The sequence below is a fragment of the Heyndrickxia sp. MSNUG genome, assembly GCF_049532715.1.
GTDB lineage: Bacteria > Bacillota > Bacilli > Bacillales > Cytobacillaceae > Mesobacillus.
On sequence record NZ_CP150978.1, the window covers coordinates 4,143,148 to 4,158,519 of the forward strand.

Genomic DNA, 15,372 nt, shown 5'->3' on the forward strand with positions numbered 1-15,372 from the left:
GAAGTCGTTCTTTGACTTCATTGGCAGGACCGAAGCGACTCGAGGGGCTAGGCGCTGGAGCTGAACATTTCTCGAAGTGAATTTTATACTTTCTTATCTTTTAAGAAAGAGGGTGCCCAAAAGGTATAAACTTTTGGGCACCCTCTTTTTTTAGGTCGGCTGAAAAATTTAAGTGTTTGTTGAGAACATATATTTTTTATAGTGATAGCGGATCGAAAAGATCAGACTGACTGCCAGCATATTTCCCATTAACGAGCTGCCCCCGTAGCTGATGAAAGGCAGCGGGATACCCGTAATCGGAAGCAGGCCGATGGTCATGCCAATGTTCTGGAATACGTGGAACGTAATCATGCTGATTACGCCTACACAAATGTAGGTGTAAAAGTCATTTTTCGTTTCCATGCCAATCTTTGTGATCTGGTAGATCAGCAAGAAGAAAAGGCTGACTAAAATACTTGCACCTACAAAGCCAAACTCTTCGCCAATGATACTGAAAATAAAGTCAGTATGACTTTCCGGCAGGTAGACCTCTCTTGTCCCATACCCCTTGCCTACTGTTTCACCAGAGCCGATTGCCAAAAGTGATCTTGTCAGCTGGAATCCTGTTGAGCTCTGATAATTATAAGGATCAATCCAGGAATAGATCCGGCCAAACTGATATTCCTTTACACCCAGATACTTTTCCAGGATCTCTGGCTTCCAGATGACAAAGTAAAAAATGATGGATATAAGCGTCATGCCTGTACCAAAAATCGGGACAAGCAGCTTCCATGTAATTCCAGAGATAAATATCATGCCAAGCATGATGGCAATGTATACGAGTGACGTCCCAAGATCGGGCTGCTGCATAACGAGCATAAGCGGAATCATTGTCACAAAACCAATTTTAAGCAACAAGAAAAAGTCTGTTTGAATCGTTTTAATGCGATATTTTTGATGGTGGTCGAAAATTACCCTGGCAAGCGCAAGGACGATGAACACTTTCACTAATTCCGACGGCTGGAGTGTTCCCATACCCGGGACCTTATACCAGCTTTTCGCTCCATTGATTACCGGGGCGATGCTTGCCGGAGCAACAATCAAGCCTGATAGCAGAACTAACCCAAAGCCATACGCATACCAGCTAAGCTTCTGCAGCTGATCGGAATCGAGCGTGATGACAGCAGCGATGATGCCAGCACCAATCACATACCAGACAATTTGTTTTAAAAGGAAATTTTCAGAACCATACTGCCCTGTCGTCTGGGCACTGTATATGGCAATACAACTCGACAGAAATAGTAAGATTAATATCGTGACCAGCCCGTAATCGAGCCTGGAATTATTTTTTTGGTTAGAAGTCATGGTTATTCCCCTTTAATGAAGGACTGTACAATACTTCATTATATTTTTTTCGACAATAAATCACAACTTCTTCGCATTAATTGGTTATTATTACACATGCCATGAGAAAGCTGAAATTCCTTTGCAGGCGATACAATTCCTTGTTTTTGCGCGTTCTTGATGGCAGTTGTCCCTGCTATAATGCAAAAATCTAGATCGGGTCTATTTTCACAGAGAATTTGATTATGCTTCCTTTTCCATCGTCCCTTGGAAATACCGGTTTTGGATATCATTTTTCATCCATTCCAAATTATTCGGAACCTGTGGCAGCTGGTAGCCAATGAAAAGCGGTGTTGTCACAAATCTCGGAACAACCTTGCAGATGATTTTTCCATTCATGCTGTAAAAGAACAGATTGTAGCTGCTGCATTTATATGGGTAAGAGTTCATGATGTAATGAACCACATTCTGGATAAAGGATGCGAATGTGGCGGAAGGCCTGCCGTGATCCATAATGATGTTAAATTCATAAAAACCAACTTTTGGCCTGTCAGATAGATTCAGCTGCACTCCCTCGTCTTCATGGATCACAGGACCCCTGAAATCTGCTTCGCCAATTTTTTCATGGTAATCCAGGTCATAGAGACCGACGATTTGCATATGAGAGTGCGCAATCGTCCCTCCTGAAAGAGGTCCATGGTTTTTAAAAAGAATGACCGAACGAAAATCCCCTGATGCTTCCATCCTCATCCAATGCCGAATCGCAAAGTCCAAAAGCCTATTTAAATGATCTGCTGAATACTGCGAAAACTCTTCATCACAGACATCGGTTTCAACCAATACCGTCTGGAAAGCATTCTCCAGGACAGGAAACTTATTTTTCAGCAACAGTATCGGCCCTTCCTCATCGATGATCCCTGTCAGTTCATCTCTGGCACAAAATGGGCAGCTTTGGGTTTTATTGCGAATATTCTCCGGCTTCTGCACGCCGATCGATGTATTGAAAAACAAATGCGTATTATTGTTCAATTCCCCCACCTGCTTATCATATCGTTTTCTACTATTGTATTAGAAAGTACAGTAAATATCGATTTTTTTCACCGCATCAAAATTTGGGGGCATAGCCACGGAGTATGACTCATAGCCTTGTAGTGGACAAGGTAATTACTCTTTTGTGAGCAGAAGTAAAATTTATGACCATTTAAATAAAGGCTTTGTTAAACTAGGCTGTTGATTTTCGTTCCAGGCGCTTCGCTTTCCGCGGGGCTGACGCTGAGCCTCCTCGTCGCTTCGCTCCTGCGGGGTCTCACCTGTCCAGCTGCGCCCGCAGGAGTCTACGCGCCTTCCACTACAATCAACAGGGTTTAATATTCAACATTTAGCTATAACAGAGCCTAAATTGAAAAAGTGAGGATTTCAATATGCTATCAAAACTTGAAGCGTTTATACTAGGGCTGATTCAGGGGCTGACCGAGTTTTTGCCGATCAGCAGCACTGGGCATCTATATCTTGGCAGGAACCTGTTTGGACTGGAGGAGGCCGGTCTCCTTCTCGACACGATGCTCCATGTAGGAACGCTGCTGGCTGTTTTTGTTTTTTACAAAAGTGAATTCATCAAGATTCTTAAAAATCCATTCGGGAAAATGACCTTCCTTCTTGTCGTTGGGACGCTTCCTGCAGTAGTGGTAGGATTATTGTTTGAGGATTACTTTGATGAAATATCGAAAACAGGCGTAACAATCGGATGGGAATTCCTCATTACGGGTGCTTTCTTATGGTTAGCCGATTCGATTAAAAATGGCCGTAAGAAGATGGCAGACATTAGCTATACGGATGCTTTAATTATCGGGACCTTCCAGGCTGCCGCAATTTTCCCAGCGATTTCCCGTTCAGGCTTTACGATTGTGGCTGCGTTATGGAGGAAACTAGACCGGGAAACCGCTGCTTATTTCTCCTTCCTGCTGTCTACACCAGCTATAGTAGGAGCCATTGTCCTCCAGTCAAAAGATCTATTCAGCGGTGGCAGTGAGACCATCTCCCTCCAGGCTTTACTCATCGGAATTCTTTCCTCCGCTATTTTTGGATATATAGCGGTGAAATGGATGATCGGCTATCTGAAAAGCCATTCATTGAAGCCTTTTGCTGTATACGTATGGCTGATGGGAATTGTCGTGTTGTATTTTCAATTCACAGGACAGTTTTAGTGAATGAAAAATCAGCAATCATCAGAAAAGGATGAAATAGAAAAATGCACACCTCAATGGGTGTGCATTTTTTCTTGAAGTCTTTAGCAGCCGCCTTCGTTCCCCATCAGGACTAATCCTTCTCGGTACTCATCGTATTCCAGCGATAAACCTTCTGTATAGTCGACGATATGGGATTCAATCGCAACTTGTATCTCATTAATAACTGCTACATGATCATCTTCTTCCGGCTCTTCCAGAGCCAGACCAATCTGCGGGCCTCCTCAGCCATAGCCGCCGAAGTAGACGCGAATACCATTAGCTTTACGCTCTGCGAGAATATCTTTAAGAATGTCGCGAGCCTTATCTGAAATTTGCATTCTCCCGTTTCCTTTCTTCATTAAATCTGTCTATTGCTTAGTTTACCATGGTATGAATCAGAAATACATTATACTGCCCAGAGTATTTTGTGAAGGTTGAATTTGGAAAATACGAGGATTTCGCCAAAAATTTTCAATATTCCACCTAAATTGTGAACAGATTATGATAAACTGATGATAAAACTAAACAAAACTTAACAAAACCAAACAATTGTTACATCTATCTACTAAATATTCTATTATATTTAGATTATGAAAGAAAGGAGGGAAACTTTTGCAAATATACACTCCTGATGAAATCGCTTCCATGTTAAAAATCTCCAAACATACCGTTTACGAAATGATTAAGCGTGGCGATCTTGCTGCTTTTAAAGTCGGCAATAAAATGCGAATCGAAGAAAGCGAGTTTACCAGATTTAAAGAAAGCATGACAACTCCAAATAAGCGGCAGACAGAGCCACAAAATACTGTCCAGCAGACAATTCAGCTTGCTGGGAGCCATGATTTTCTTGTGGAGCACCTTGTAAAATATACAGCTTCCGAAGGAACAGGCCTGTCGATTACACCCTCATACATAGGCAGTCTTGAAGGATTGATGATGCTATACAGGGGGAGCGCTGACATCGCGGCGATCCACTTGCTCGACCCTGTATCACAGCAATACAACCTTCCCTTTATCCGGCAGTTGTTTGTCCACGAGCCGATTACAGTCATGAGATTAGCATCCAGGGAACAGGGCTTGATTGTAGCAAAGGGAAACCCAAAGAAAATCAGCGGGATTAAAGATCTCACCCGGAAAGACGTCACCATTGTCAACCGGCAAAAAGGTGCAGGTACTCGCTTCCTGCTCGACTCCTTTTTAGCAGAAGAGAACCTGCAGCCCTCTGATGTGAAGGGCTATGATGATGAGGAATGGAACCATCTTGGAGCGGCTGCCCATATTAGCAGGGGAACAGCAGATGTTGCCTTTGGCATTAAGTGCGCGGCAAGCCAGCTCGGATTGGATTTCATTCCATTGACTAAGGAACAGTTTGACCTTGTTTTCCGCTGGACGCCGGATAACAAAAAGGCTTTGCAGCACTTGATCGATCTTATTCATTTTACTAATTTCAAAGAGAGCATCTTTGAGCTTGATGGCTATGATGCTGAAGATTTCGGAAAAATCATTTATGGAAACCAATTGACGGAGGCATGAAAATGAAGTTCAAACATCTTATCTCACTTTTACTTGTACTTATGTTCGCTTTTATTACTGGCTGTTCTTCTGCAAAAGAAACAGAACAAAAGTCAGCTGCTGCACCTGAGAAATCAGAAAAAGCTGCAGACTTGATTCTTGCAACAACAACTAGCACGCAAGACAGCGGATTGCTTGATGTCTTGATTCCAGAATTCGAAAAGAAAAACCATTACAATGTGAAAACCATTGCGGTAGGAACAGGACAGGCTCTGGAAATGGGAACACGCGGTGAAGCCGATGTCCTGCTTGTCCACGCTCCAGAAGCAGAACAAAAAATCGTTGACAGCGGCGACGCGATCAACCGCCAAAAAGTCATGTATAACGATTTTATCCTTGTTGGACCTGCTGAGGATCCAGCTAAAGTGAAAGGCCTGACAGTTCCGGAAGCTCTAAAGAAAATGATTGAATCAAAAGCAACATTCGTTTCTCGCGCCGATGATTCCGGTACACATAAAAAAGAGCTTGAGCTATGGAAGAAATCGTCGCTAGATCCTAAAAGCCTAGAAGATTCCTATGTTGAAGCTGGACAAGGAATGGGCGCTACACTTCAAATCGCATCAGAGAAAAAAGGGTACACTTTGACAGACCGTGCCACCTTCCTTGCTCAACAAAAAAACATGCCTGATACAGAGATTTTGGTAGAAGGCGACGAAAGCCTTCTTAATATTTATCACGTCATGCAGGTTAACAATGAAAAACATGATAAAGTAAATGCAGAAGGTGCAAAAGCATTTGTAGAGTTCATGATCAATGATGACACTAAAAATCTAATTAAGGAATTCGGCGTGGACAAGTACGGCGAACCACTCTTCTTCCTTTTTGAAGATTAATAACTAGATAGAAAGCGGATTGCAGATGGAACTATTATTAGAAGGATTAAAAAAAGCGATAGAGATGCTACTGTCCGGTGACCTTGAGATTCTTGAAATCACGCTGCTTACTCTCAGGGTTTCGATAACGGCAGTCCTGATCAGCACACTGATCGGCCTGCCAGCTGGCATGTTGCTTGGACTTGCCAGGTTTCCTGGCAGGAGGTTTGTCCTTGCCTTGATCAATATAGGCATGGGCCTCCCTCCTGTCGTTGCAGGTCTTTGGATTACGCTTTTCCTGTGGCGGTCAGGCCCGCTTGGAGATTTTGCCTGGCTTTACACTCCTACTGCCATCATCATGGCTCAAATATTAGTTTCTCTGCCGATTGTCACCGCGCTGACAAGTACGGCTTTTCAACAGATCAATCCAAAGATGATTTTACAGGTAAAAGCATTAGGGGCGACCAGGCTTCAGCTTTATTGGATTTTAATGAAGGAAGTTAAGCTCGCGATTCTTGCGGCGATCATCGCTGGTTTCGGCAGGGTAATCGCCGAGGTCGGTGCCGCCATGATGGTCGGCGGCAACATTAGCGGTGAAACAAGGATTCTAACCACCTCTATTGTTATGGAGGTTTCAAAGGGTAATTTTGATATCGCACTCGCCCTATCATTCATCCTGATGACATTGGCATTCATCATTACATTTTGCTTAACCTATCTTCAGCAAAGGAAGCGAAGCCTATGATCCCTCTTATCACTGTTAAAAACCTAGAGGCGAGAGCCGGAAAAAAAGTGCTTCTTTCGATCCCTCATTTTGCGATTCAAGAGGGTGAAGTTCTGGGAATCATGGGCCCTAATGGTGCCGGGAAAAGTACATTCATCAAAGCCCTTTCCCTTTTGGAGCATCCTGCACAGGGTGAGATTTTTTTAAAAGACAAAGATATTACGAATGACCTGACAATCGAGATGAGGAGAAAGTTCGCAGTCGCGATGCAGCAGCCGCTCCTGCTTGATACAACAGTCTTTCACAATGTTGCGGCAGGGCTGAAGCTGCGGAGACTTCCCCGCCTGGAAATCAAAAACAAGGTTTCGTACTGGCTCGAAAAATTCCAAATCGGCCACCTTGCAAAAAAACATGCTTACCATTTATCAGGAGGAGAGGCACAGCGCGTCAACCTAGCGAGAGCAATGGTGCTGGAACCTGAGGTCCTATTCCTGGACGAACCCTTCTCTGCCCTTGATTTTCCCACCAAGGTGCAATTATTGAAAGATATTAAAACCATCATCAATCAGACAAAAACGACAACCGTCTTTGTCAGTCATGATCTTATGGAGCTAAAATACTTAGCTGATACACTGGCGATCTTGATGGATGGAGAACTTAAACAAAGCGGTCCGACAGAAGAAGTGCTTTCATCCCCGAATGCTTCTGCAGCACCGTTTATAAATGAATGGAAAAGCCTTCTCAAATAGATGTTTTTTGCAGTATGGTTTCGGGAACCATGCTGTTTTTATTTGTTTTAGGATTTTTTTTAATTTTAGCAAGAGACACACCTGAGTCCCCAGGGAAAGCGAGTACCTGGAGCAAAACCGACAGTCTAATTTAACAAAGCCATTTTTAAAAAAGGAGATTCCATTGTTTTGTCAAATTGTTACTTTATAAAACTTTTTAAAGGAGTCATCAACGATGGAACTGGATATGGATTTTACAACACATAAAAAAATGGCGATCGACCTCTTTAACCTTACTTGGGATTTGATTGAAAAACAGGATCGGACGGAAGCCGAGGATGACACAATGCTTTATGCAGCGAACGCTTCTCGATACCATTGGGGAATTGTTGGGTCCCCATTGAATTTTGCGCGAGGAGAATGGCAGATTTCCAGAGTTTATGCGATTCTAGATAGAGCGGAACCAGCACTGCATCATGCAAATAAATCATTGAAGCATTGCCTTGAGCACGATTTGGGCGACTTTGACCTTGGATTTGCTTATGAAGCACTCGCACGCGCGAACGCAGTGAAAGGCAATCTGGCTGAACAGGAACGGAATCTCGAATTGGCGCTTCAGACAGCTGCGAGGATTGATAAAGAAGAAAATAAAAACTGGTTATTGAAGAATATCGACGGTGTCCGCACCGGTGTAATACCAGTTTAGATAATGAGGGGTGTTAAGATGAAATATGCTGTCATAACCGGTGCTTCGAGAGGACTTGGAGCAACCGTGGCCCAGCAATTATTCGCTGAAGGCTTTCAGGTCATTTCAGTTGCAAGAAATGAAAACATTGAATTAAAGCAAGCTGCAGCTGAGGCTGGTAAAGGATATAGTCATTATACTTGCAATCTTGGTTCTGAAGAGCAGGTCCAGAAGGTTTTTTCGGCGATTACTGAGACCATCTTCATGGATGCAGAGCAGGTTTTTGTAATCAACAATGCAGGTGTGATCGAGCCGATTGAGGTAGCTGGAGAACTCGATTCCTCACTGGTAATGAACAATGTTCAAGTCAATTTAACGGCACCGATCCTGATTTGCAATCTAATATTACAAAAGGCTAAGAAAACTGCGGTTGAAACCGTCATTGCCAATGTAACCTCAGGTGCTGCCGAGCGGCCGATCCATGGATGGAGCATCTATTGCAGCACGAAAGCTGCGATCAATATGTTTACGATGACAGCAGGAATCGAACTCGAAAAGGCCGAAAGCAACAGTAAAATCATTGCCTTCAGCCCGGGAATCATGGACACAGATATGCAGGCAACGATCCGTTCATCCTCAGAGGAAGCATTCGCCGACCTGGAAACCTTCAAGAATTATAAAGAAAGCGGCAGTCTCCGCAGCCCTGAAACCGTGGCAGGAGCACTGGTAAAGCTGCTGCTTGGCAGTCAGCTTGAAAACGGAAAAGTATATAAGGTAAATGACCTACTATAAAAAATAGGAAAAGCGAATGATGAAAATCCTTCGCTTTTTCCATGAAAACAACACTTTATCACGTCACCGCGCCGGGGGTCAGACCCCCGGCGGTTTAACGCTTCACCGTATTGGGGGTCTGACCCCCAGTGGGTTAATGCGTTAACTTGGTAAATTCTTGTCTTTTGGCGGGTTGGATTTTTCTGGGGTTTCTTTATTGTTTGTCGGGATGTAGAAAGGGATTTGCATTTCAACTAAAAGGTTGACTAGCTCCTTTTTCTCTTTTAAATTGCTGAGCCCTATATTGAAGGCTGGGAATCCTGTTTTCAGATTTATTTTTGCCAGTCGCCTTTTGTTTTTAGGCAAGGATTCTATATAGTCTGCTTCATTTTTTAATAGGATACCAAGAAATTCATTATTATGGACTTCATATGGGAGCATCCCTTCTATGTCCTCCCAGGGTATAAAGCCTGGTCCTGCTGTCCCCCTCACTGTCAGGCCATCTTCACTGACCGTTACATTCGCCTCTTTTTCCATAAAATTTTTTCCAAGTAAAAACAAGGACCAGATCAGCAATAAAATCACAGCACTGAAAAATACGATGACAGCAACATTTTCACCCGGGTCTGCCAGCATATAAACTTCCGCCACAATAAAACCAATAATCAGCAAGACCAGTAAAGCTGTAAGCCCCAAAATCTTCGCCTTGGATAAATAGAAATCTCTTTTCATAGTTCCCCTCCTTCTTATCACCCAATTTGTTAAATAAAATTCCACTATCCATTACAATAAATCAATTTGTTAAAATATTCAATTTTCTTACATCTGCTCTGTTTCTGGATACTTTTTTGATATGCTCTTTTCGCAAACTCCTTTTTAGAAGAATTACGCAGGAAATTCACCTAACATTACCAGAAAGAATAATGCTGAAGGCAATAAGAAATTTATTCAAAAACAGTTTTTTAGTATGATAATTATAAGATTATTTGAGGAGTGGCTGTAATGGATCGTATTTCGATGAAAATTGGTGCAGTTTTCTTCATAACGATATTGTTAGTGGAAGGGATTTCACTTTATTTCCTTCATTCTTCCATCATCCACTCCCGGATCGATGAGGAGCTTGCATCTTTGCAAACCCGCGGGAATAATCACCGTGATATCCTTGAGACCTCCTATCTCGAAGAAACCATTCACCATATCACTTCGATGGAATCGCGCACAGATACTCATGTAGTGATTACAGATAAAAACGGTGGGATTGTTTCATCTTCGATTCCAGTTGACCGCACCATAACGGATATCATCGAAAAATCACCGATGGATATTGCGCGAGACGGGTTGATCCTTGAAGATGATTGGCAGGACAAGAAATATATCGCCTCAGTTAGCCCGCTTGATAATAATGGCGCTGTATATATGTTTAAGAACACACAGCGGGTCCAGGGGCTGATTGCCAGGCTGAACAAGCATTTCTGGCTTGCCGGAATTTTGCTTCTTAGTTCGATGGCCATCATCACCCTCTTCCTCTCCCGTTTCATCACAAAGCCGGTAATTAAAATGAATGAAGCGACTCTTAAAATCCGCAAGGGTGATTACTCTGTCACCCTTCCCCGGCTTGGAAATGATGAATTGGGCGAGCTCGGCGAATCGATTCAGGTGCTCGCAGATGATTTGAACCATATCAAAAAGCAGCGGAACGAATTTTTGGCGAGTATTTCCCATGAGCTTAGAACTCCGCTCACCTATATTAAGGGATATGCCGATATCGCAGGAAAACACGGGACAGCTCCAGAAGAAAGAATCAGGTACCTGCAGATCATCCATGAAGAGGCTGCAAAGCTTTCCGGGTTAATAAAAGGCTTATTTGACCTTGCCAAAATGGATGAAAACTCTTTTACAATCAATAAAGAAAAATTGGAGCTTTGCGTTTTTTTAAGAGGAATATATACGAAAATCCAACCTTCTTATATCGAAAAAAAAATCACGCTTAATTTCATCTGCGATGGGGAAGTATATATCGAGGCTGACCCTGTCCGCCTTGAACAAATCATTCTTAACCTGCTTGATAATGCCAGAAAATACTCCGAGGCAGGGTCCACTACGACTATTGAGGTATTTAAAAAGAGTGGGAAGACTCATCTACTCGTAAAAGATGAAGGAAAAGGTATCCCAAAAGAAGACATTCCCTGGATATTTGACCGTTTTTACCGCGTTGATAAATCAAGGTCCAAGGCACTAGGCGGATCAGGACTGGGGCTTGCTATTGTAAAGGAACTTATTGAAGCGCACGGAGGAAAAATCACGTGCACAAGCCAACTGCATGCAGGATCAACATTCGAAATCATTCTTTGAGATCCATTTCGCAAAGCTTCGCAGCTATTTCGCGAAAATCTTCACACGATTGTCCTTCCACTGGTTTTAAAACCTGGAAACATGGAATACATAATTAAAGGGGTGATGTAATTGAGACAAGTTGATTCTTTACAGGAAATAGTTGAAGCTGTGAAAAAAGAAAACGAAGGCAATAAAATCCTGGTCAGCCAGCACGAAACCAATCGATCCGCCGTTACATTGGGGGATGAGGATACCGAATCCGGAACAAGGCTTCGCGTCAAAGTTATGTTAAACAATACCCTTTACTACTCAGAGGAATTCCAGGACGATACGCTGTACGAAGAAGCCAGTGACATGATCAAGGAAATGAAGAAGTACGCCCGGGTAGAGCTTGTTGGTGAAGATGAGATGAATGAAAAGGCCCAGGTGAAAGAAGGGACAAAATATTGAGTGTAGACAAGGCGGCTGGATTTCAGCTGTCTTTTTTCATTGGAGACAGTCTTGTGAAAAAACGTTTTGAATAAAATTTCGTACATAACTGCCTGTCTATATCGGGAAAACTAACCTGTACAATTAAAAGGAGGGCTAACCATGACTAAAAAGTTCAATAAAGGCAGCAATAATCAAAATTCACCTAGAAACGGGAACCAGATGGCTGAGTTTTCTGGAGAATTGACTAGCGGGGACAACAGCAAGGGCAATAAACGCAACAAGGACCAAAGTGATAAGACGGACCGTCATCAATAAGATAAGAATACAAATAGAAAAGCCGGCGTTGATTAGCCGGCTTTTAATCCATATCAGTAAGAATGGCAGACTGGTTATTCAGGTTTGCCGGGTCCACTCCATTGCTTTCGTTTTCATCATAAAATGCTTCCTGAAGCTTCATGTTCGCTTCGGTCGTTTCAATTTGTTCCTGCTTGGAATCTGACGATATGGGTTTAGCATTTGGGTCTAAATTGACGAATTTGTCTTTTTTCATCTCTTATCCCTCCTGATGATGTTAAGCAGTATTTTAGTCAATATCCCCCATGATGGAATATTGGTTATTCATGATTGATATGTCTTCCGCATTGCCTTCCTTTTCATCGTCCTTTGGCTTCATAGCGCATTCTGCTGTTTTTATTCGTTCTTTCTCGAGACTAGATGATACTGGCTTAAAATTTGGGTCTATGTTGACAAACTTGTCTTTACTCATATGATATCCCTCCTTAACTTAGTATCAGCATTATGTTCTTCTTTTACCCGTTTTCCCGACGCTGCGAACTTACAATAATTGGACTATCTTAATACAGAAGCCGCCATTCTTATATAGGTGTGCCTTTTACCGCGTACGACGATTGAATACGCCATAATATTTTCCGGAGAAGCAATTCCAGCTGCTCCTGCATCACCGATATGAAATATATCAGCACCTGCCATTTTACTGTTCAAGGCGATTTGCTTGATTGTAGCCTCATCGGCTCCTTCCTGGCTTGTACCAGTTGTCAGGATGGCGAGAGCTCCCTTTTGATGTACCAAATCCACAAGCTTAGCTGTCTTCTCAACCGTAAAGCCAGGTACGGTGCCTGGGGAAGGAATCAAGATAATGTCTGCGCCTGCCTCGACAAATGAATGAAGGGTTTCTTCCGTCATCATCGAACTGCCAGTCTCTCCTGCAACCCCTGCCCCATGCATTTTTCCGGCAATGATCAATCCCTCTGGGCCAAATGCTGCACGTGCTTTTTCGATCGCCTTAGTAATCTCCGTGTTGGTCACGCCGGTTTTAGGATTTCCAGTCAAACAGACAAAGTCAAAACCAAGCTCCTTCGCCTTTTGAAGTGATGCTTCAGTCGCAATCCTCCCTTGTGGCAGCTGCTGAAGCGCCTCTAGCTTATCCGCCTGAAGGTCAACCGGCTCAAGGTTCAAACCGACTGGGCGGCCAACCAGCTCCTTCAATTTACGGACTACATTGTCTGGCTCTGTTTCACTTAGACTCGCGATCCCTGGATTCATGACATCGAAAAAGTTCAAAAGAATAAGGTCTGCCCCAAAGGAAGCAGCCATCTCAGCATTTGTTACCGCAGGGTAAAGCGGCGAAAACGCACCAATCACTTCTGATAAAATCGTTCTTCCTTCCGAGGCTATGATCGCTTTTTTCAAATCCTGCCCTGTCATTTTTTCGAAATCTGATGCTGTGCAATCCAATAAGCGTTTCATTGTTAAATTCCTCCCTATTTAATGTAAAAAATACTGCATGACCGATGCAGCAATGGGACTTGACTCTTGAATTCTCAACTGGTGAAATATTTACTTCAACTGGTGAAAAAACTTTTCCAACCGGTGAATTCTTTAATCCAACTGGTGAAAAAGATTGTTTAACTGGTGAAAAAATAAAAATTAATGAATTATTTGATGGACGCTAATAAAAATAAAAACCTGGCGGTAAAAACCGCCAAGTCCCTTGAGCACAATGCTTATTTCCGCTTCATTTCATTAGCTACAAACTCAACATCGGTACCAACAATAACTTGAAGGTCTGTTTTATTAAGTTTCAAAACACCTTTTGCGCCAAGCCTTTTTAGCTCTGCTTCATTTACTTTATCCATATCAGCCACTTTTAATCGAAGGCGGGTAACGCAGTTGTCGAGCTCCTTCAGGTTGCTTTTTCCTCCAAGCGCTGCAAGATACTGGTCTGCAAGCTCAGAGTAATTTCCTTTTGAAGAACCGCTTTCCGTGAACTCTCCTTCAATCTCGTCTTCACGTCCAGGCGTTTTAAGATCAAGCTTGATGATCAGGAAGTAGAATATTACGAAATAAAGTACTCCATATACCAAACCGACTCCCAATAATAACAATGGTTTTTGGGCAATACCGTAGTTTAAGACGAAATCAATCGCACCGGCAGAGAACCCGAAACCGTGGTGGATATCCAGCAAGTATGTGATCGACATCGCCAAACCAGTCAACACGGCATGAATTCCATATAAGAATGGAGATAAGAACATGAATAAGAATTCGATTGGCTCAGTGATCCCTGTTAGGAAAGATGTGAAGGCTACACCTACAAGGGCACCTGTAACAGCTTTTTTACGCTCTTTTTTCGCGGCAGCAATCATCGCGAAAGCGGCTGCAGGAAGACCAAACATCATGACTGGGAAGAAACCATTCATGAAGATTCCAGCGTTGGGATCGCCGGCGAAAAAGCGTTTCAAGTCGCCTTTTGCTACTTCTCCAGCTGCATCCGTAAATGAACCAAATTCAAACCAAACAAGTGTATTAAGGACATGGTGAAGACCCATCGGAATCAAAAGACGATTCAAGAATCCGAATACGCCTACTCCTAGTGCTCCAGCTCCGACTATCCATTCACCGACATTGTTGATACCAGCCTGAACTGGCGGCCATACATAGCCAAAAATTCCTGCAAGGACAATCATGACCAAAGAAGTGATGATTGGCACAAATCGCTTGCCTCCGAAGAAACCAAGCCAGTCAGGCAATTTAATATCATGGTAGCGGTTGTAAAGCAAACCGGCAATTACACCGGAAAGGATACCGCCAAGGACCGCCATATTGATGCTTTCATCAATAGCGCCTGCTCCTTTAGTCAATACGAAGTAGCCAATCGCACCGGCAAGTCCGGCCGCTCCGTTCCCATCCTTTGCAATTCCGACGGCAACCCCAATGGCGAACAATAGCGCCAGGTTAGCGAAGATTGCGTCACCTGCTGCGGAGATAAAAGAAATATTCAATAAGTCCGGCTGCCCGAGGCGCAGCAATAGCGCAGCTGCAGGTAGAACAGCGATCGGCAGCATTAATGCCTTCCCGATCCTTTGTAAAAATCCTAGCATACTCAACACCTCTTTCTGTAAAATTGTAAATGCTTACATTTTTCGATAAAGAAACAGAACCCCACTGTAGAAATTTGTAAACACAAGCATAGTTTAACACTTCGATCTCCTAAAGAACACCCTATAAAAAGACTATTTTTAATATTTTGACTTCAGAAGATTCAGCGCTCCCTTCATGAGTTCATCACCCATATTTTTTCGGGACATGGGCTTATACCTATAGCTTATTCGATTATTATCGGAAAATTCCTTAGCGTGCTGAGGAAAAGAGCTTGAATGAGCTGCACCCTAAATTTTAGAAGCAGAATCTCTGATCACGGTATTTTTCCATTTTATGAATATTGCCAATTCAGCTCAGAATACTT

18 protein-coding genes are annotated in these 15,372 nt (G+C 43.0%); 11 read left to right on the forward strand and 7 right to left on the reverse strand.

The genetic code is table 11. The annotated features are described in order from the left end of the window. Positions 1-168 precede the first annotated feature (168 nt). Positions 169-1,344: an FtsW/RodA/SpoVE family cell cycle protein gene (locus AABM38_RS20990; protein WP_423408110.1), complete on the reverse strand. Its 1,176-nt coding sequence runs from the start codon at positions 1,342-1,344 to the stop codon at positions 169-171. A 222-nt stretch (positions 1,345-1,566) separates the two neighbouring features. Further along, positions 1,567-2,352: a DUF4931 domain-containing protein gene (locus AABM38_RS20995; protein WP_423408111.1), complete on the reverse strand. Its 786-nt coding sequence runs from the start codon at positions 2,350-2,352 to the stop codon at positions 1,567-1,569. A 392-nt stretch (positions 2,353-2,744) separates the two neighbouring features. Between AABM38_RS20995 and AABM38_RS21000 the strand changes: the two genes are divergently transcribed. The 7 genes from AABM38_RS21000 to AABM38_RS21030 all read left to right on the forward strand — a co-directional run bounded on the left by AABM38_RS21000 (position 2,745) and on the right by AABM38_RS21030 (position 8,861). Beyond that, positions 2,745-3,527 (forward strand): undecaprenyl-diphosphate phosphatase, encoded by a 783-nt coding sequence (locus AABM38_RS21000; protein WP_423408112.1) that lies wholly within the window; start codon positions 2,745-2,747, stop codon positions 3,525-3,527. A 633-nt stretch (positions 3,528-4,160) separates the two neighbouring features. Next, positions 4,161-5,081 (forward strand): substrate-binding domain-containing protein, encoded by a 921-nt coding sequence (locus AABM38_RS21005; RefSeq protein WP_423408113.1) that lies wholly within the window; start codon positions 4,161-4,163, stop codon positions 5,079-5,081. A gap of 2 nt (positions 5,082-5,083) precedes the next feature. Further along, a complete protein-coding gene (locus AABM38_RS21010) occupies positions 5,084-5,953 on the forward strand; it encodes a substrate-binding domain-containing protein (protein ID WP_423408114.1) in 870 nt (289 codons plus the stop codon). A gap of 25 nt (positions 5,954-5,978) precedes the next feature. Further along, on the forward strand, positions 5,979-6,677 hold the full coding sequence (locus AABM38_RS21015; RefSeq protein ID WP_335374827.1) for an ABC transporter permease: 699 nt from the start codon (positions 5,979-5,981) through the stop codon (positions 6,675-6,677). Next, positions 6,674-7,405, forward strand: a complete 732-nt coding sequence (locus AABM38_RS21020; protein WP_423408115.1) for an ABC transporter ATP-binding protein — start codon at positions 6,674-6,676, stop codon at positions 7,403-7,405. The genes AABM38_RS21015 and AABM38_RS21020 overlap by 4 nt, the downstream gene beginning before the upstream one ends. Positions 7,406-7,619: 214 nt before the next feature. Further along, complete coding sequence (locus AABM38_RS21025) at positions 7,620-8,090, forward strand: hypothetical protein (protein ID WP_423408116.1); 471 nt, start codon at positions 7,620-7,622, stop codon at positions 8,088-8,090. Between the two features lie 18 nt (positions 8,091-8,108). Continuing rightward, the gene (locus AABM38_RS21030) at positions 8,109-8,861 is read left to right on the forward strand and encodes a (S)-benzoin forming benzil reductase (protein ID WP_423408117.1); all 753 of its coding nucleotides are present in this window, start codon (positions 8,109-8,111) and stop codon (positions 8,859-8,861) included. 141 nt (positions 8,862-9,002) lie between these two features. Here AABM38_RS21030 and AABM38_RS21035 read toward each other — a convergent pair whose 3' ends face one another. Next, a complete protein-coding gene (locus AABM38_RS21035; protein WP_423408118.1) occupies positions 9,003-9,572 on the reverse strand; it encodes an STM3941 family protein in 570 nt (189 codons plus the stop codon). A 270-nt stretch (positions 9,573-9,842) separates the two neighbouring features. Between AABM38_RS21035 and AABM38_RS21040 the strand changes: the two genes are divergently transcribed. From AABM38_RS21040 to AABM38_RS21050, 3 genes are all read left to right on the forward strand, one after another. After that, the gene (locus AABM38_RS21040; RefSeq protein WP_423408119.1) at positions 9,843-11,192 is read left to right on the forward strand and encodes a sensor histidine kinase; all 1,350 of its coding nucleotides are present in this window, start codon (positions 9,843-9,845) and stop codon (positions 11,190-11,192) included. A 111-nt stretch (positions 11,193-11,303) separates the two neighbouring features. Next, positions 11,304-11,624, forward strand: coding sequence for a hypothetical protein (locus tag AABM38_RS21045; RefSeq protein WP_423408120.1), 321 nt, complete (start codon positions 11,304-11,306; stop codon positions 11,622-11,624). A 141-nt stretch (positions 11,625-11,765) separates the two neighbouring features. Then, positions 11,766-11,921 (forward strand): hypothetical protein, encoded by a 156-nt coding sequence (locus tag AABM38_RS21050; RefSeq protein ID WP_335428764.1) that lies wholly within the window; start codon positions 11,766-11,768, stop codon positions 11,919-11,921. A gap of 43 nt (positions 11,922-11,964) precedes the next feature. Here AABM38_RS21050 and AABM38_RS21055 read toward each other — a convergent pair whose 3' ends face one another. From AABM38_RS21055 to AABM38_RS21065, 3 genes are all read right to left on the reverse strand, one after another. Then, the gene (locus AABM38_RS21055; RefSeq protein WP_423408121.1) at positions 11,965-12,156 is read right to left on the reverse strand and encodes a hypothetical protein; all 192 of its coding nucleotides are present in this window, start codon (positions 12,154-12,156) and stop codon (positions 11,965-11,967) included. Positions 12,157-12,189: 33 nt separating this feature from the next. Continuing rightward, a complete protein-coding gene (locus tag AABM38_RS21060; protein ID WP_423408122.1) occupies positions 12,190-12,372 on the reverse strand; it encodes a hypothetical protein in 183 nt (60 codons plus the stop codon). Between the two features lie 83 nt (positions 12,373-12,455). After that, positions 12,456-13,373, reverse strand: a complete 918-nt coding sequence (locus tag AABM38_RS21065; protein WP_423408123.1) for a haloacid dehalogenase-like hydrolase — start codon at positions 13,371-13,373, stop codon at positions 12,456-12,458. Between the two features lie 44 nt (positions 13,374-13,417). Here AABM38_RS21065 and AABM38_RS21070 point away from each other — a divergent pair, with 44 nt between their 5' ends. After that, positions 13,418-13,579, forward strand: coding sequence for a hypothetical protein (locus AABM38_RS21070; protein ID WP_423408124.1), 162 nt, complete (start codon positions 13,418-13,420; stop codon positions 13,577-13,579). A gap of 51 nt (positions 13,580-13,630) precedes the next feature. Here AABM38_RS21070 and nagE read toward each other — a convergent pair whose 3' ends face one another. Continuing rightward, positions 13,631-15,007 carry an N-acetylglucosamine-specific PTS transporter subunit IIBC gene (gene nagE, locus AABM38_RS21075; protein ID WP_423408125.1) on the reverse strand — a complete coding sequence of 459 codons (1,377 nt, stop codon included), beginning with the start codon at positions 15,005-15,007 and terminating at the stop codon, positions 13,631-13,633. Positions 15,008-15,372: the final 365 nt, after the last annotated feature.

Excerpts from the sequence above, each read along its gene's own strand:
- AABM38_RS21035 (WP_423408118.1), bottom strand. The coding sequence starts at position 9,572 with ATGAAAAGAGATTTCTATTTATCCAAGGCGAAGATTTTGGGGCTTACA.
- AABM38_RS21065 (WP_423408123.1), bottom strand. The coding sequence starts at position 13,373 with ATGAAACGCTTATTGGATTGCACAGCATCAGATTTCGAAAAAATGACA.
- AABM38_RS21000 (WP_423408112.1), top strand. The coding sequence starts at position 2,745 with ATGCTATCAAAACTTGAAGCGTTTATACTAGGGCTGATTCAGGGGCTG.
- AABM38_RS21040 (WP_423408119.1), top strand. The coding sequence starts at position 9,843 with ATGGATCGTATTTCGATGAAAATTGGTGCAGTTTTCTTCATAACGATA.
- AABM38_RS20990 (WP_423408110.1), bottom strand. The coding sequence starts at position 1,344 with ATGACTTCTAACCAAAAAAATAATTCCAGGCTCGATTACGGGCTGGTC.
- AABM38_RS21010 (WP_423408114.1), top strand. The coding sequence starts at position 5,084 with ATGAAGTTCAAACATCTTATCTCACTTTTACTTGTACTTATGTTCGCT.
- AABM38_RS21055 (WP_423408121.1), bottom strand. The coding sequence starts at position 12,156 with ATGAAAAAAGACAAATTCGTCAATTTAGACCCAAATGCTAAACCCATA.
- AABM38_RS21025 (WP_423408116.1), top strand. The coding sequence starts at position 7,620 with ATGGAACTGGATATGGATTTTACAACACATAAAAAAATGGCGATCGAC.
- AABM38_RS21050 (WP_335428764.1), top strand. The coding sequence starts at position 11,766 with ATGACTAAAAAGTTCAATAAAGGCAGCAATAATCAAAATTCACCTAGA.
- nagE (WP_423408125.1), bottom strand. The coding sequence starts at position 15,007 with ATGCTAGGATTTTTACAAAGGATCGGGAAGGCATTAATGCTGCCGATC.
- AABM38_RS21070 (WP_423408124.1), top strand. The coding sequence starts at position 13,418 with ATGCAGCAATGGGACTTGACTCTTGAATTCTCAACTGGTGAAATATTT.
- AABM38_RS21015 (WP_335374827.1), top strand. The coding sequence starts at position 5,979 with ATGGAACTATTATTAGAAGGATTAAAAAAAGCGATAGAGATGCTACTG.
- AABM38_RS21060 (WP_423408122.1), bottom strand. The coding sequence starts at position 12,372 with ATGAGTAAAGACAAGTTTGTCAACATAGACCCAAATTTTAAGCCAGTA.
- AABM38_RS21020 (WP_423408115.1), top strand. The coding sequence starts at position 6,674 with ATGATCCCTCTTATCACTGTTAAAAACCTAGAGGCGAGAGCCGGAAAA.
- AABM38_RS21030 (WP_423408117.1), top strand. The coding sequence starts at position 8,109 with ATGAAATATGCTGTCATAACCGGTGCTTCGAGAGGACTTGGAGCAACC.